This window comes from Streptosporangium amethystogenes, assembly GCF_000721075.1.
Taxonomy (GTDB): Bacteria; Actinomycetota; Actinomycetes; order Streptosporangiales; family Streptosporangiaceae; genus Streptosporangium; species Streptosporangium amethystogenes.
In genome coordinates, this window is record NZ_JOEQ01000072.1 from 1 (window position 1) to 15,548 (window position 15,548).

The following is a 15,548-nucleotide window of genomic DNA, read 5'->3' on the forward strand; positions in this document are numbered from 1 at the left end:
CTGCCGGTGGCCAGTGAACGCACCAGCGCCTCGTGCGGGGAGTCACCGTCGCCAATGATCAGGGACGTCCGGGCTGTCACCGCAGTCGGCACGATCGCGTTCACCGCTGTCTCGGCGGCGGCCTTGGCCGCACCATACGGGGTGATGACGCCCGTAGCAGGTCGCACGCTGCACATCGAGGTAGCGGGGAGTGCCCTCAGTGCCAAGCTCAAGCGGGCCTTGACCTCCCCTCCGGGCGGAGGGGTGCTTCCTTCATTCGTATGAGTCCCAAAATCATCTCTGGTGGGGAGTTTCTGGACAGCGAGTCTCCCTAGCGTGGCCGTTATGAATTGCGCATTGCTCAGACGGGGCGTGGCCTCTGCGGTGGCCGTCGGCCTTCTGCTCACCGGGCCCGCCGTACAGGCCATGTCAAAGCCCGTCACTGTGGTCCTGCCCCAGCCGACAGGTCCACGCGAGATCGGCACTGTCGCGCTGCACCTGCGTGACGGCTCCAGGGCCGACCCGTGGATCAAGGCACATGACCGGCGTGAGCTGATGATCAGCCTGTGGTACCCCACCCGTCGTCCGGACGGCCACCCCGCTGCGCCTTGGCTGCCGCCTCGCGCCGCCGAGGCCTTCTACCGCAACAGCAGCCTCTCGCCTGCGGCGGTCAGCCTGCCTTTGACCCATGGCCGAGAAGGGGCCCCTGTGGCGGGCCGAGGGCTGCCCGTCGTACTGTTCTCACCCGGCAACGGCGCCGACCGTTCCATGAACACCGCCACGGTCGAAGAACTGGCCAGCTGGGGCTACATGGTGGTCACGATCGATCATCCGGGCGATGCCGGCGAGGTGGAGTTCCCCAACGGCACGGTCACCGGCCGTGTCCTGAAGCCGGTCCCGGTGAGTCGGCTGGACGAGAAGGCCGAAGAGATCAAGGTGCGGGTGGCCGACACGCGATTCGTGCTGGACCGGCTCAAGGAGCTGAACAAGGGGCAGAACCCCGATGTTGAAGGCCGGAAGCCCCCGGAGGGGCTGCGTGGCGCGTTCGACCTGAGCAGGGTCGGCATGTTCGGCCATTCCGCGGGAGGAGCGACGGCCGCCGCGACGATGCTGGAGGATCGGCGGGTCAAGGCGGTTTTGAACCTGGACGGACCCGCCCTCGGCAAGGTGGCCGCCAAAGGACTGGCCAAGCCGTACATGCTCATGGAGGCCGAGATCTTCGACAAGCCCATCCGCGGGCAGAAGGCCTTCTGGTCCCGGCTGAAGGGCTGGCGGCTGCACGTGAAGACCAAGGGTGTCAAGCACAATTCCTATACCGACCTGCCGCTGCTGTACGAGCAGGCGGCGCCGGTGATCGGCCTGTCAAAGGAGCAGTTGCGAGCGGTAAACGGCACACTGTCGGCGGCGCGTTCCGTGGCCGTCACCCGCGCCTACACCATGGCCTTCTTCGATCTGCATCTACGGCGCAAAGGCGACCTGCTCGACAGGCGTTCCTCACGGTTTCCCGAGGTGCAGGTGATCGCCCGTTAGGGCTCACGCGACCAGATGAAGCCGCTCTCGTAGGCGTAAATGGTGGCATGCAGCCTGTCGCGGACCTGGAGCTTAGCCAAGACGGAGGCGACGTGCTCCTTGACGGTCGTGGCGCTGATGCCCAAGGCCGCGCCGATCTCGGCATTGGTCAGGCCGCGTGTGAGGTGCCACAGCACGTCATCTTCGCGCGGGGTCAACGTGTTCAGCGCGGGGGCGGGTGATGGCAGGTGTGGGACCAAGCGCTTGATCAGCCGGGAGGTGATCGCCGGGTCGAGGAACGACTGGCCCGCCGCGGTCAGCCTGACCACCTCGATCACCCGCCTCGGCTCGGCATCCTTGAGCAGGAAACCGCAGGCGCCCGCGCGTAGCGCGGTGTGAACATATTTCTCCAGCCCGAACGTGGTCAGCATCACCACGCGGACCGCCGGCAGTCGGCGGGTGATCGTGGCGGTGGCCGACAAGCCATCGGTGCCGGGCATCCGGATGTCCATCAGCACGACGTCCGGAACCTCGGTGATGGCCTGCGCGGTCGCCGCCGCCCCATCGGCGGCCTGGCCCACCACCTCGATATCGGGTTCGACCGACAGCATCGCGGCGATCCCGGCCCGGACCATCGCCTGGTCATCGGCCACCAGCACCCGGATCACACGCCCACCTCGGGCAGCCAGATCCGCACCCACCTGCCACGGCGGGCCAGGCCGCCGCCGGCCGCGTCGGCCACCGCCCGCAGCCGTCGTCTGGCCCCCGCATCCGCCATGCCCGAGAGCATAACCCCAGTGGGAAGGCAGCTCACCACGATCATCCCATCGTGACCAAGAAGCTCGCGGGCGACCCAGAACGCTGTCGCCTCCACAGCTCCCTGCAGTTGGCGCGGCTCGCCGAGAAAGCGCACGACCGCTTCGTGGCGGGCCGCCAGTGCGGTGATCCCGGCCAGGCACGGGGGCGGGGCATTTTCCCCCACCGGGCTACGTAGCTCATCGAGCAGGTTCCGCAGGGCGTCCAGCCCTGCGCGCGCCTCGACCATCACGGTCTCCAGGTCCACGGCGGCCACCACCGCCTGCGCGCGCAGCAACGCCGTCGAACGCAGCCTGGCGGCGACCCTGGCCCGCTCCGCTCGTGCCGCTTCCTCGCTCAACCGGTGATGGCGCACGGCGGCGGCGGCATGACGACCGGCCCGCCTGGTCGTGATCGCCACGCCTGCCGCCCACACCCCCGCCATCGGCATCAACAGGCAGACGCTCAGCACCGCCCAGACGCCCACGCGGTTACCGGTGATCTCCGGGCTCCAGGCCAGCGCCGCCCCGGCCGTCACCGCCACCGCCACCGGTGCCGGCCAGCTTCGCAGCCGCCTCGCCGCGCCAATGCCATACATCATGATCAACTCCACCCAGCCGCTCCACAAGAAGCCCCCGCCTGACGGCACCGGCCAGCCCGCCCATCGCGCCGCCACCAGGAGCGGATATATGGACAAGGCCAGGGGCACGGCCACGACCGGCCGGTGTGTGTGGAAACGCAGTGCCAGGGCGTGCACGACGAGCAGGGGTAGGAGTGGAACCAGCGTTGGCGCGGACAGCGGAGGACCTGCCCCAGGTATCAGCAGCCCGCCCACCGGAATCCCAGCGGCCAACCCCACCAGTGCCCACGTGTGCAGCCTGCCGCCCGGCCTCTCGGTGGCGGTCTGATTGATGGTCAGAGGGAGTTCCGCACGCACCGACCAGCCTCGTGCCGACCGGCCGGCCGACAGTGAGCCGCCCGCCGCCGCCAGGTCGGCCCGCAGCACCGAAAGGCCGCTCCCGCATCCCCCGGCGAACGGCTCGTCCGTCTCCGCACGTCCCCAGTCGTCGACCGTGACCACTAGCCGGTCGCTCCGCCGTGCCAGGCCCACCTCGACGCGCGCTCCGTGAGCGTAGCGCCGACAATTGGTCAGTGCCTCGCGCACCACGCGGAAGGCCAGCGCGGCGATGAGCGGCGGCGCGGACTCCACGCTCCTGCGATAGACCGGTGGCCGCCCCGGCCATCCTGCGACCAGCGCGTCGACCTCTGCCAGGTCGGTTCGCGCCGCCCGCTGATCGAGGGCGGTCAGCCGGGTGAGCTCGGCCACGGCCAACCTCCCCTCCGTCGCCGCGTGCGCGCTCGCTTCGGCCTTCAGCCGGGGGTCGGCGACGTGCAGCGCGGACGAAGCGCCGATCATGATGCCGGTCAGCCGATGCGCCGCGGTGTCATGGAGGTCGGCGGCGAGCCTGTGCCGTTCGGAGGCCGCTGCCAGGCCGGGCACTGCCCACTCTCCCGAGCGGTAGGCCGCCAGCGCCCGGCGTCGCGCCCCGCGCAGCCGGGCCGACCTGCCCAGGGCCCAGCTCGTCGCGCCCAGCCCCACGGCCAGTAGCGCCGTGCCGACGATTTCCAGCGGAGTCCGGCCGAGGACGGCGACGACACCCGTGGCCGCGACGATCGCGGCCGCGGCACTCCACGCCGTCACGCTCGCCGTGCACCGGTAGGCCACGTACGACAGGAGAACGACGGCTGCGAGCAAGCTGATCCACCACATAGCCACCCTCGCAGCTCATATGAAGACTCGTCCCACGCGGGCACAGCTGGTGTGACCGGCGGGTGAGGCCGCTGCCAGGAGCCCGAAGGCGGCGACCTCAGCGACGATAGTTCGCATGGGTTCATCGTCACCGGTGACGGCCTCGTCAGGTGATCGGCCAAAGGTACACCGGCCATCATCCGCCCGGCGGGTCGCGCACTCCTCCTTAGGAGAATCCGCTTCCTGCGGCCCGGTTGCACGATCTACGCCCCGTCCATGCGACGACGCTGCTCCTTGCGTGCGTCGCCGTGCATGTCCGGGGTTGAGGAACAGCGGGACAGTCATTGGCGGTAAACCGCTGCGTCGCAGGTCGCGGAAGACTGTGCAGGGCGTCGGGGCGGTGTCTTCCGGAGCCGAAAGCAGAGGCTCAGGGACACTGAACCCACCGGGATTCCGGGGTTCCGGTAGTAATGGCGCGGGATCCAACGGATATGCCTTTCACCTGCGCTTATGCAGAGGTCTCAGGCTGATGGGCCAGACCTGAGCCCTGTTGTCCATGCAGGCCAGAGGCATATCCGTTGGACTTCCGGCCGAAGCCATGGGGACCCCGACACACGCCCGCCGGAGGCGTCCTGATTGAAGCCGAACCCTGGCCTGTTCACGCTGCCCCGACCCCGTCACGACACAGACAAGCCGCTGCGTCTGGAAACCGCTGCCGACGTCGGACCGGACGGCGGAGGCCCAGTGACCTACGACCACGCATCCAACCGGCCCGAGACGGTCCGTTGTGCCCGTGGCCGCTTGCGGCCACCCGCACGCTCTTGCCAGCAGCGGGGCACCGCCGGATACTCAAGGCCGCTGACGAGCTTCGCGACGGATCCTCCTACGAAATGGGACGTGATCGCATGCCCGATGAAAGCACCGGCCAGGACCAAGCCAGAGCCGAGGCCGACGCCCTCGCCGCTCGGCAGGCCATCTCGTACTCCGTCTCCCACGAGGAGGCGCAGCGGATCTCCCGGGAGTATCTGGACAAGGCCCGCAAGGAATTCGAGGAGCAGACCAGCCGGCTCCCCCAAGCCGACCAAGACAGGACTCGCCAGATCGAGGCGCAGCTGAACGCCAACGGTAGGGCGGTGTACGCCAACGCGAGATGGTGGGGCTTTGAGATCGTCCTCAACGCCGCAGCCGCCCAAGCCGCCGCCGAGATCTCGGAGCTGGTAGGGGAGATCGTGGCCAGCGCCATCCGTCCCAGGACGCTCGGCCGGTTGATCGAGCTCTCCTTCCAGATCCGCTCTCTCATCATCCAGATCGTCGGCAGGGACCACGGTTGTCGGCTGGTGTCGCCCTGGTTCGCCCCGGGGATGCTCCTCCCCATCTCTCTGGCCCCCAGGCAGGACACCTCGCTGTGGTGGACGACCATGAACACCTCCCACAACTGGAGCGAGAACGAGAGGTTCCCCGGCCACCTGTCCAGGTCCAATCCGGCGCTGGCGGAGTTCCGCGGCCGGCTGTACGCCGTGCACCGCGGGGACCAGGACGAATCGCTCTGGTGGACCGCCTACGACCCCGGCAGCAATGAGGGCTGGAGCGACAATATCGCCTTCCCCGCCCATCGCAGCGCCGACGGCCCTGCCCTGGCCGTTTACAACAACTTCCTGTACTGCGTGCACCGCGGTGGCGGCAACGACAGGCGCCTGTGGTGGACCCGCTTCGACGGCAACCGCTGGAGCCCCGACACCCGCATGAACGGTGCGTCCAGCCGAGGCCCGGCCCTGGCGACCTTCAACGGCATGCTGTACTGCGCTTACCGGGACGCCAACAGCGATCAGATGTGGTGGACCCGCTTCAACGGCACCAGCTGGAGCAACGACCAGCCGTTCGGCAGCCACTTCACGGCCTCCAACCCCGCTCTGGCCGTCTACGCCGGCGTGCTGTATTGCGTGTTCCGCGGCGGCGGCTCTGACCACTTCCTGTGGTGGACCAGTTTCGACGGCACGCGCTGGAGCACCGCCCGCCGGCTGCCCGCCCACCGGAGTGCGGAGGGCCCTGCCCTGGCCGTCTTCAACAACAGGCTGTACTGCGTGCACCGCGGCTCCGGCGACCAGAGCCTGTGGTGGACCAGCTTCAACGGCTCCAGTTGGAGCCCCGACACCCGGCTGCCCGGCCACCTGAGCGCTCAAGGCCCCGCCATCGTCTCCTACCGCGAACCCTACGGCACCGAAGACCAGCTCTTCTGCGTCCACCGCGGTCACGGGTAGAAGCCGCCACTGCCGCCCGCGAAACGGCGTACTGCGCGTTCTTCGCCTTCCAGATCACCAGCGACGGCGAGCAGGTGATCTGGGAGTGCGCCGTCAGCGACAACGACGCCGCACGCGCCCTGCTGGAGGAGTACCACCTCCTGCCCGACACCGCAGACCGGGGTCCCCGTGGCTTTGGCCGGAAGTCCAACGGATATGCCTCTGGCCTGCATGGACAACAGGTCGCAGGTCTGGCCTATCGGCCTGAGAGGGCGGTTCGCACGTCGATGCCTGTGATGTCACAGTGTGATCGAGTGGATATTTAGCGTTACGACTGGCTGGCGGGCCAGGATGTGCTGGAAGGAACGCTAGGCGTCCAGGAACTCGTCGATCATCGGGGCCAGCCACTCGGCCCGCTGCGGGATCGAGGTGTGCGTGGTGCCCGGCAGGATCGCCAGCCGACACTGCGGCAGTCCGGTCAGGTCGCCAGGCACCCCGCCGCCGAGCAGCTTGAACATCTCCACCGCGTGCTCCGGCCGGACGATGTCCGAATCACCCAGCACGATCATCACGGGCGCGGCGACTGCCCGGATCCGGTCGGCGGACCACTGCGGCAGGTCGCCGTCGAGCCGTTTCACCCTGGCCACCAGGGTGGCGAAACCGGCCGGGTCCGGGGCGGTGCGCAGGTACTCCTCGTGGAACTCCGAGCCGTGCAGGTGCTCCGGCCGGAGGTCCTGGATGCCGTCCAGCAGGCCTGGGTACAGGCCGCCCTCGTCGAAGCTCACCGATGCCAGGACGAGCCGGCCGACCCGGTCGGCGTGGTCGGTGCCGAGCCGCAGCCCGACCGCCGCGCCCATACTCCAGCCGAACACGTCCGCCCGCTCGATACCGAGGTGGTCGAGCAGCGCCACCACGTCGGCGGCGAGGTCCTCCACGGTCAGATCGCGGTCGATGTCCGCGGTGTGCCCGTGCGCCTGCAGTTCCACCGCGAGCACTCGGCGGGTCTTCGCCAGGCACGGCAGGATCGTGCCGAACGACGTGCCGATCCCGGACAGCGCTCCGTGGATCAGGACGACCGGCCGACCGGCGCCGGTGCCGTGCTCCTCGTAGTACATGTCCAGGCCGTTGACGGGTGCGTAGCTCATGACCGTGATCCCTTCTCGAACTCGCTGACACCCACACCGTGCGCCGCCCCGCTTACGGCCGGCTTACGGCTTGTAGGGTGGCCCGCATGCGGTTCGGCGTCCTGGGTCCGCTCGCCGTCACCACCGACACCGGCGAGCCGGTAACCGTGCCCGGCGTCAAGGTCCGCGCGCTCCTCACCGACCTGCTCGCCAATCGCAACCGGGTGGTCTCGGCAGACCGGCTGATCGACGACCTCTGGGGTGACGACCCGCCGGCGAACGCGGCCGGCGCCCTGCAGGTCCGGGTCTCCCAGCTCCGCAAGGCGCTCAACGACGCCGAATCCGGCGCCCGCGACCTGGTCGAGTCCCGCCCGCCCGGTTACCTCCTGCGAGCGACCGCCGACGCGGACCGCTTCGCCGAACTGGCTGCGGCCGGGGACCCGGTCCACCTGACCGAGGCGCTCGGGCTGTGGCGCGGCGAGCCGTACGCGGACTTCGCCGATGAGGAGTACGTCCGCGCCGAGGCCATCCGGCTGGCCGAGCAGCGCCTCGTCGTGCTCGAACGCCTCGCCGACGCCCGCCTGGCCCGCGGCGAACACGACCTGGCCGCCGCCGACCTGGCCGACCTGGTCGCCCGGTACCCACTCCGCGAGGGCCTGCGCGCCCTGCACCTGCGCGCCCTGTACGCGGCCGGCCGCCAGACCGAGGCCCTGGAGAGTTACGCCGACCTGCGCGGCCGCCTCGCCGACGAACTCGGCCTTGACCCCGGCCCGGAACTGGTCGCCCTGCACCGGCGGATCCTGGCGCAGGACGCCGGCCTGACCGGACCACCCCGGGCGGCCCGGATCCGCAACAGCATCCCGGCCCGCCTGGACGAACTGGTCGGCCGGGCCGAGGCGCTCACCGAACTGCGCACGCTGATCCCGGAGCGGCGACTGGTCACGCTCACCGGCCCCGGCGGCGTCGGCAAGACCCGGCTGGCCACCGAGGCGGCCCGCGAACAGGCGTACCCGGACGGCGTCCACCTGGTCGAACTCGCCGCGCTCCCGCCCGGCGATCCCGGCGTCGCCGACCGGATCCTCGCCACCCTGGACATCCACGAGGCGGCCGGCGCCAGCGTCCCGGCCACCGACCGACTGCTCGCCGCGGTCCGGCAACGGCGGCTGCTCCTCGTGCTGGACAACTGTGAACATGTCATCGAGCCGGCCGCCGGCCTGGTGGCCCGGCTGCTGCGGGACACTCCCGGCGTCACCGTGCTGGCGACCAGCCGGGAACCACTCGGCCTCACCGGCGAACTGGTGTGGGAGGTGCCGCCGCTGGCCGTGCCGGATGACGACCGCGACCCGGACGCGGTCCGCCGGTCCGCCGCGGCCCGGCTGTTCGCCGCCCGCGCTGCCGCCCAGCAGCGCGGCTTCCGGCTGGACGACCGCACCGCGCCGGCCGTCGCGCAGCTCTGCCGCCGCCTGGACGGCCTGCCGCTGGCCCTGGAACTGGCCGCGACCCGGGTCCGCGCGCTCGGCGTCGCCGGCGTGGTGGAGCGCCTCGACGACCGGTTCAAACTGCTCGCCACCCAGCAGCGGGACATGCCGGCCCGGCAGCGCACCCTGGCCGCGGTGATCGGCTGGAGCTGGGACCTGCTCGACGACGCGGACCGCGAGATCCTGGCCCGGCTCGCGGTGTTCAGCGACGGCTGCACTCTGGATGCGGCCGAGGCGGTCTGCGACGCCGATTTTGATGTGCTGGCCCGGCTGGTCGACCGATCCCTGGTGGTCATGGACGACACCGGGGCCGGCCCGCGCTACCGGCTGCTCGAGTCGGTCGCCGCGTTCTGCCTCGACCGCCTTGAGATCGGCCGTCCAGGAGATGCGGCCGCGGGCCGCGCCCGGCACGCCGCGTACTTCACCGGTCTGGCCGAACGCGCCGACCCCGAGCTGCGCGGTCCCGCCCAGGCCGAGTGGTTGTGCAGACTGGACACCGAGAACGCCAACCTGCGGTCGGCGCTCGCGCACGGCGGCGGGCTGCGCCTTGCCAACGCGCTGACCTGGTACTGGTTCCTGCGCGGCCGATTCACCGAGGCCCGCCATGCTCTGACGCTCGATGGCGACATGTCCGCACAGGCCCGGGCCGCGGCCTGGCGGGTAGGGTTCGCGCTGCTGCAGGGCGACCAGATGGAAACCGCGGACATCTCCGCGTACGACGACAGCCGCGGCACCTGGTTCGTGGCCGCCGCGCTGATCGACCGCAGCGAACTGGTCCTGGCGGCCGAGCTGCTGTCCGCCGCTGGAGAATCCGCCGACCGGTGGACCGAGGCGGCCGTGCTGAGCAGCCGGGCCAAACTGGCGCACACCGACGGTGACCTGGCCGCCCTCGGGCGGGACGGCACCCGCTGCGCGGAGATCTTCGCCGAGCTGGGTGACCGCTGGGGCAGGCTGCGGGCCAGCGACTGGGTGGGTGGCCTGGCCGAGCTGACCGGGGAGTACGACCGGTCCGCCGCCCTGCACCGCGAAGGCCTGGGCTGGGCCGAGGAGTTGTCGCTGTGGCCCGAGGTGAGCAGCAAACTGTCCTGGCTGGCCTGGCTCGCGGTGCAGACCCGCGACTACGTGCAGGCCCGGGAGCTGGCGGAGCGGGCGTACAAGCTGGCGGGCGAGCAGGACTCGGTGGGCGTCGTGGTGTTCGCCGAGCTGAGCCTTGGCTTCGCCGCCCGCCGTGACGGCAGACTGGACGTCGCCACCACTCACCTCGAGCACTTGGCGGAGCTGGCCCGCCGGGACGCGCAGCCGGCGCTGTTCCTGCCGATGGTGCTGGTCGAGCTGGGGTACGCGGCAGAACAGGGCGGCGACCCGGCGGCCGGGCTGGCCCGGCATGTCGAGGCGTTCGACGTGGCGCAGGCGATGGGTGCCCCGCGGGATGCGATCGGCGCGCTCGAAGGCATCGCATCGGCCGCCGCCTACTCCGTGCCGGAGGTCGCCGCCCGGTTGCTCGGCGCCGCGGCCGCCGCCCGGCGGGCCGTCGAGTTCGCCGCCGCGCCCGCCGAGCGGGACGAACTGGACCGGATCACCGGCCGCTTGATCGCCGCGCTCGGCCGGGAGCGGTTCGACGCGCTGGTCGCCGCCGGACGCGACCTGAGCCCGGGCGAGGGCCGGGCTCTGGTCTGATCGGGGTCTACCGCGCCCGGCGGTATGACGCGATGATCACGCCGCTCTTCATCACCTTGGTGTCGGCCAGCGCCAGCGTCGCCTTCACGTCGGCCAGTGGCGTGGTCACCGTGTCCCCACCGACGAACACCGGGTGGATCCAGAACCGGGCCTCGTCCAGCAGGCCGGCCTTGAGCAGGGTGTGCGCGACCGGGCCGTACCCGTACATCAGGATGTCCTTGCCGTCCTGGGCCTTGAGCTTCGTGACCTCCTCGACCAGATCGCCCTTCAGAACCGTGGTGTTGTTCCACTTCGGGTCGGTCAGGGTGGTCGAGGCGACGTACTTGCGGATGCCGTTCATCTCGGCGGCGCCGCTGTCCTCGGTCTCCTCCACCTGCGGCCACGCGGTGGCGAAACCCTCGTAGGTGCGGCGCCCCATCAGCAGAGCGTCCGCGGCCCGCATCTGCTCGCCGGCGTACGCGGTGGCCTCGTCGTCGAAGAACGGCGTGGTCCACTGCGGGTTCTCGATGACACCGTCGAGGGTGATGTAGGTCGAGGCGATGACCTTGCGCATGGCTTCCTCCTGGGGCGTGTGCTCGCTGGTTACGGCCTGAACTCTGCCGATCCACGCTTACGGTTTGCTTCAGGTGCCCTTACCTCCCCACGCATGACCGCGAGCTGCTCTGCGGCGGACTGCTGAGAGGAGACGCCGCATGCCGACCACGTGCCCGCCCGCCCCGATCACGAGCCGTCGACAGAGACCGCCGGCCAGGCCGGGAAAGGCGGCTCGACTTTCGGCGCGTAACCGTGATCGACCCGGACTGACGGGTTCGAGGCGAAGGATCAGGGCGTAGGACGAGAAACGATGCCACCCCTCGAGGACCGGCTCACGTCCCGGGACCGCAGCGACCACCCGAAACCCGGGAAACGTCGAGCCCTCGGCAAGGGGCCGTGGCCCAGACGCGGCGCAGTCGGCGGATCCAAGCGGCTGCGTCGCCTGGCCCGTGCCGCGGCCGCGCGGACGCCGGTCCTGATCGAGGTTCGCGGCCACTACCAGGCCGGAGGCCGCGGTGAGGGCGGACACCGTCCATTGGGACTCGCCGGGGCGTCCGGCTGACCGAGGGCGAGACCTCTGGCCGGGCTCACGCCCCGGGCATCGCTTCGTCGATGTATCTGCCGGAAGACCTCGGTAGCGTCCGGCTATGGCCGCTGATGAGGGGGAGACCCCGGATCTGGCATCTGTACGCCGTGATGGTTCTCGCCGGCATCTGCAGCCTCTTCGAGACCGTGACCGCTCAGTCATTCACCCCCGTCCTGGTGCCACGTGAGCAGTTGTTGCCGGCCAACAGCGCGCTCATGCTGAGCAACGCGACCGTCACCACGACCGGCGCAGCCCTCTGTCACTCACGCTCGCCATTCTGGCCGTGGCGCAGGTGCTGCGGGGAACCGGGCCATCGCTCTACAGCGTCAACCAGCAGACTCTCCGGCAGGCTTTGATCACCCCCGCCCTACTCTCTCGGGCCAACGCCACCTGGAGATTCCTCGTCTACGGAACGCAGCCCCTCGGCGCGCTTCTTGGCGGGTTACTCGGATCGGCGCTCAGCCTCCGAACCACCCTCGTCATCGGCAGCGGCGTGATGCTTCTCGGCACCGCGATCGCCTGTGCCTCACCGCTGCGCTCATTGCGAGAGCTACCCGCTCAAGCGCGCGGCGACGAATCGACACCGTCCGACGTGACAACATGACCGGGACTCACTGACACTCTCATGTCGCTTGGCAGACCGACCGGCAGGCCGGCCGAGCCGCCGGCCTGCTGGGCGTTCCCAGGCTGGGGATTCCCGCCGGTGACCCGGCCCGGCGCTCCACCGGTCCGGGCCGCGCGATGAGCCCCGAAGGTGATGTCCCAGGCGCGCTTCGGGACTGGCGTACACCGTCCTGGAACGATCCATGTGCGAGTTTCGCCGAAGGGTGCAAGTCTCGTCGGACGACCTGGAAGGCGGAATGACGTGAGTGAGACTGCGCTTCGGCCGAACGAGACGACGGTGCCGTTGATGCCGTGCGCGTCGGTGGAGAATACCTTGGCGTTCTATGAGGCGCTGGGGTTCGAAGCCACCTACAAGCAGAGCAAGCCCTATGTCTATCTGGCGCTGCGGTTGAGCGGATTCCAGCTGCACTTCGGGCCGGCGCCCAAGGGGCTGGATCCGGCCCGGGAGGAGTCCGGCGGCTGCCTGGTCATGGTCGACGCCGTGGCGTCGTACCACGCGGCGTTCGTCGGGGCGATGCGCCGGGTTTACGGGAAGGTGCTGAGTTCCGGCCTGCCGAGGATCACCCGCTACCGGCCGGGCGCGTCCCGGTTCACGCTGATGGATCCGTCCGGGAACTCGATCATATTCATCCAGCGCGACGAGCCGGTCGACGTGGAGTACGGCGGCTCGAAGGAGCTGACGGGGCTGGCCAGGGCGCTGGACAACGTCCGGATTCTGCGCGAGTTCAAGAACGACGATCTGCAGGCTTTCCGTGCGCTCAAGTCCGCGGTGCGCAGGTACGGCGCGGACGCCCCGGTGGTCGAGCGGGGCATCGCCCTGTGCCAGCTCATCGACCTGGCCACGGTCCTCGGTGAGCCCACCGATCCATGGGCCGCCGACTTGCGCGGTCTGGAGCTCAGCACCGACGACCGGCAGCGCATCGAGTCGGAACTCGGACATCTCCCCGGACTGCAGGAGTGGCTTCCCTGAGGAGCACCGCACTGCCGCCCCCGCCCCCGCCCCCGCCCCCGCCTACGGTGGAGCAGGGGTGGATCGTGCTTGTTGCACGAGTACGTCGACGGCCGGGACGCCGATCTGTCGCCCGGTTCGCCGGACGTGCCGCTGGTGCCGGACACCCTGGTCGTCCTGAACGAGGCGCTCACCCGTACCCCGGTGGCGTTCCGGCTGTCGCCGCTCCAGGCCAAGGCCGCGAGCCTGCTCACCGAGGAACTGCCATAGCGGTCACGGGGTGCGCGGAACCTGGATGGCGGGTCGCAGGCGGGACATCAGCTCGGCCGGCTCGCTCACGGTCATGTCCGGCCCCTCCAGTTTCGCCCCGGACCACCGATCGAAGAAAAGACACACCGCCCCCGGCTTGTAGATGCGGGTCTTCGCGTCGCTGAACTGGGACAGGTAGCAGGCCGCCGCGCCACCGAGCGGGGCGGTCGGCATCGCCACGATTCCCTCGGCGCAGGCATCGGCGGTCCTGGTGCCGGATCTACCCCTGACCGTCGTGAAGGCGGACTGCTGCAGTTCCTCGTCGAGCGAGGCTTCCGGGTCTGTGTGTTCTGGGTAGTGCCGCCACACCTGGACCTTTTTCTCGCCGGGCGTCTGGTAGGCCGCGACGAGGGGGCATGTCCGCCGCGGTGAGCGGGAAATCGATGCGGGTCTCGGTACGGGCGGCGAGCTCGATGCCGCGGCCGAACCGCTTGCGCTCGTGCACCACGAGGGTGACCTCGACCCCGGAGGCTCGCAGCCCGCCTGTCCGATCGCAGTGACCGCGCTCGCATCCTGGAGGCGACAGCAGCGACACGGTGCCGGGTGTCGATGCTGTCCTTAGCGAGTAGTTGGTAACGGTGGTCGAGGCTCCGCGCTGGACGTCGATCGTCAGCCTGCGACCAGGTCCATACGGAGGAACTCGGTGATACGGAGCAGCCTCGGTGGGCGTGCCACCTCATCGGAGAGGGCCTGGAGCGCCTCGTCTTCCCCGATGAGGCGTGGGGTGGCGAGTTCTATCTCCCTCCCGTCGACCCGGAGCCACGCACCATCGGCTGCCAGGACGTTCTGCACCCAGTCCGAGCGCGATCCATACACCAGAACGAACAGGTAGCCGCCGTCGACAGGATGCGCATCGAGCGGCGTGCGGTACGTCGCGCCAGAAATGCGACCGACGTGAATCAGCACCGGCCACGTCCCGCCCGCGATCGCGCGAGGATTGAATACCCGCTTGTTCACGTGCCCCCACCACCTCGGCATCGGCATCGGCATCTCCTTCCCTCGCTCCGGCGGGGCGCGTCGTGGGTCAGACGTTCGCCGGGCTCCCAGCTGATTCCCACCCGGGAGGACTTACATTAGTAAGGAAACTTACGAGCGTAAGGCTGGCTTACAATTGTAAGGTTGTCAATCCCGCCCGCACTCTGGAGCCGTTGTGTCCCCACCACCACCGCTACCGCCACGGCAACCGCTCAGCAGAGTTCTAGTGTTGGAAGCCGCGATCCGGGTCGCGGATCGCGGCGGCGTGGAGGCGATCACGATGCGACGGGTGGCGCAGGAACTGGGCGTGGAGGCGATGTCGCTCTACCACCACGTACCGAACAAGGACGCGATCCTCGACGGCGTGGCCGACACGGTGTTCGCGGCGATCAAGCTACCCAGCGCCGAGTGCGACGATTGGCGCGACGCGATCCGTGCGCGCGCCTCCTCCGCGCGTGCGGTCCTGTCGCAGCACAGCTGGGCTCTCGGCCTCATGGACTCCCGTCGCAACCCGGGGCCGGCGACGCTGCGCCACCACGACGCCGTCCTCGGTGTCCTCCGCGAGGCGGGGTTCACGCTGCCGATGGCCGCGCACGCTGTCTCGCTCATCGACAGCTACATCAGTGGGTTCGTCCTCCAGGAGGCGAACCTGCCGATGACGACGCCGGACGATGTCGAGGAAGTGGCCGGCAGCATTCTCGAGCACCTGCCGACGGACGAGTTGCCGTACCTCACAGAAATGATCGTCGACCACGCCCTGCGGCCGGGCTACGACCACACGAGCGAGTTCAGCTACGGCCTGGACCTGATTCTGGATGCGCTCGAAGCTCGCCGGAGGTAGAGCCCCCGACACCGCTACGTGAGACTCACCTTGCCCCTCCCCAGAAACGCTCGCAGCGGGGACTAGCGGTGCGTTCAGCGATATCTAGTGCCGTGACCGCATTGGTTCGCCGGGTTTGTCAGGCTGCGGCCTTGAGAGGGCGTCCGCCCCAGCGGATGCCCTTCTCGCCGCGGATGCGTAC

13 protein-coding genes and 1 pseudogene are annotated in these 15,548 nt (G+C 69.8%); 7 read left to right on the top strand and 7 right to left on the bottom strand.

Translation table 11 applies throughout. The features are described 5' to 3' along the window. Positions 1 to 146: pseudogene (locus tag IG98_RS54040) on the bottom strand (dTDP-4-dehydrorhamnose reductase); the annotation flags it as partial. 259 nt (positions 147 to 405) lie between these two features. Here IG98_RS54040 and IG98_RS0142795 point away from each other — a divergent pair. Further along, the gene (locus IG98_RS0142795; protein ID WP_084196071.1) at positions 406 to 1,509 is read left to right on the top strand and encodes an alpha/beta hydrolase family protein; all 1,104 of its coding nucleotides are present in this window, start codon (positions 406 to 408) and stop codon (positions 1,507 to 1,509) included. Here the strand turns inward: IG98_RS0142795 and IG98_RS0142800 are convergent. Both IG98_RS0142800 and IG98_RS46120 read right to left on the bottom strand, forming a co-directional pair. Continuing rightward, positions 1,506 to 2,156 carry a response regulator gene (locus tag IG98_RS0142800; protein ID WP_030926048.1) on the bottom strand — a complete coding sequence of 217 codons (651 nt, stop codon included), beginning with the start codon at positions 2,154 to 2,156 and terminating at the stop codon, positions 1,506 to 1,508. The genes IG98_RS0142795 and IG98_RS0142800 overlap by 4 nt on opposite strands. Further along, positions 2,153 to 4,039 carry a sensor histidine kinase gene (locus IG98_RS46120; RefSeq protein ID WP_169750297.1) on the bottom strand — a complete coding sequence of 629 codons (1,887 nt, stop codon included), beginning with the start codon at positions 4,037 to 4,039 and terminating at the stop codon, positions 2,153 to 2,155. The genes IG98_RS0142800 and IG98_RS46120 overlap by 4 nt, the downstream gene beginning before the upstream one ends. 899 nt (positions 4,040 to 4,938) lie before the next feature. Here IG98_RS46120 and IG98_RS48240 point away from each other — a divergent pair. After that, the gene (locus tag IG98_RS48240) at positions 4,939 to 6,291 is read left to right on the top strand and encodes a PLL family lectin (RefSeq protein ID WP_063766391.1); all 1,353 of its coding nucleotides are present in this window, start codon (positions 4,939 to 4,941) and stop codon (positions 6,289 to 6,291) included. A 347-nt stretch (positions 6,292 to 6,638) separates the two neighbouring features. On the opposite strand, the gene IG98_RS0142815 is transcribed toward IG98_RS48240, so the two are convergent. Further along, positions 6,639 to 7,415 (bottom strand): alpha/beta fold hydrolase, encoded by a 777-nt coding sequence (locus tag IG98_RS0142815; RefSeq protein WP_030926066.1) that lies wholly within the window; start codon positions 7,413 to 7,415, stop codon positions 6,639 to 6,641. A gap of 86 nt (positions 7,416 to 7,501) precedes the next feature. On the opposite strand from IG98_RS0142815, the gene IG98_RS0142820 reads away from it, so the two are divergent. Continuing rightward, positions 7,502 to 10,549: an AfsR/SARP family transcriptional regulator gene (locus IG98_RS0142820; protein ID WP_030926068.1), complete on the top strand. Its 3,048-nt coding sequence runs from the start codon at positions 7,502 to 7,504 to the stop codon at positions 10,547 to 10,549. Positions 10,550 to 10,556: 7 nt separating this feature from the next. On the opposite strand, the gene IG98_RS0142825 is transcribed toward IG98_RS0142820, so the two are convergent. After that, entirely contained in the window at positions 10,557 to 11,102 is a 546-nt protein-coding gene (locus IG98_RS0142825) for a dihydrofolate reductase family protein (protein ID WP_030926070.1), read from the bottom strand. Positions 11,103 to 11,952: 850 nt separating this feature from the next. On the opposite strand from IG98_RS0142825, the gene IG98_RS51695 reads away from it, so the two are divergent. From IG98_RS51695 to IG98_RS51700, 3 genes are all read left to right on the top strand, one after another. Continuing rightward, positions 11,953 to 12,273: an MFS transporter gene (locus IG98_RS51695; RefSeq protein WP_157594873.1), complete on the top strand. Its 321-nt coding sequence runs from the start codon at positions 11,953 to 11,955 to the stop codon at positions 12,271 to 12,273. Between the two features lie 333 nt (positions 12,274 to 12,606). Continuing rightward, positions 12,607 to 13,263 carry a VOC family protein gene (locus IG98_RS0142830; RefSeq protein WP_342666903.1) on the top strand — a complete coding sequence of 219 codons (657 nt, stop codon included), beginning with the start codon at positions 12,607 to 12,609 and terminating at the stop codon, positions 13,261 to 13,263. A 69-nt stretch (positions 13,264 to 13,332) separates the two neighbouring features. Beyond that, complete coding sequence (locus IG98_RS51700) at positions 13,333 to 13,512, top strand: hypothetical protein (RefSeq protein WP_157594874.1); 180 nt, start codon at positions 13,333 to 13,335, stop codon at positions 13,510 to 13,512. A gap of 3 nt (positions 13,513 to 13,515) precedes the next feature. Here IG98_RS51700 and IG98_RS0142840 read toward each other — a convergent pair whose 3' ends face one another. Together IG98_RS0142840 and IG98_RS0142845 are read right to left on the bottom strand one after the other, a co-directional pair. Beyond that, positions 13,516 to 13,860: a hypothetical protein gene (locus IG98_RS0142840; RefSeq protein WP_030926074.1), complete on the bottom strand. Its 345-nt coding sequence runs from the start codon at positions 13,858 to 13,860 to the stop codon at positions 13,516 to 13,518. A 300-nt stretch (positions 13,861 to 14,160) separates the two neighbouring features. Next, on the bottom strand, positions 14,161 to 14,508 hold the full coding sequence (locus IG98_RS0142845; RefSeq protein WP_245651950.1) for a nitroreductase family deazaflavin-dependent oxidoreductase: 348 nt from the start codon (positions 14,506 to 14,508) through the stop codon (positions 14,161 to 14,163). 244 nt (positions 14,509 to 14,752) lie between these two features. Between IG98_RS0142845 and IG98_RS0142850 the strand changes: the two genes are divergently transcribed. Continuing rightward, entirely contained in the window at positions 14,753 to 15,367 is a 615-nt protein-coding gene (locus tag IG98_RS0142850) for a TetR/AcrR family transcriptional regulator (protein ID WP_051753685.1), read from the top strand. Positions 15,368 to 15,548 lie beyond the last annotated feature (181 nt).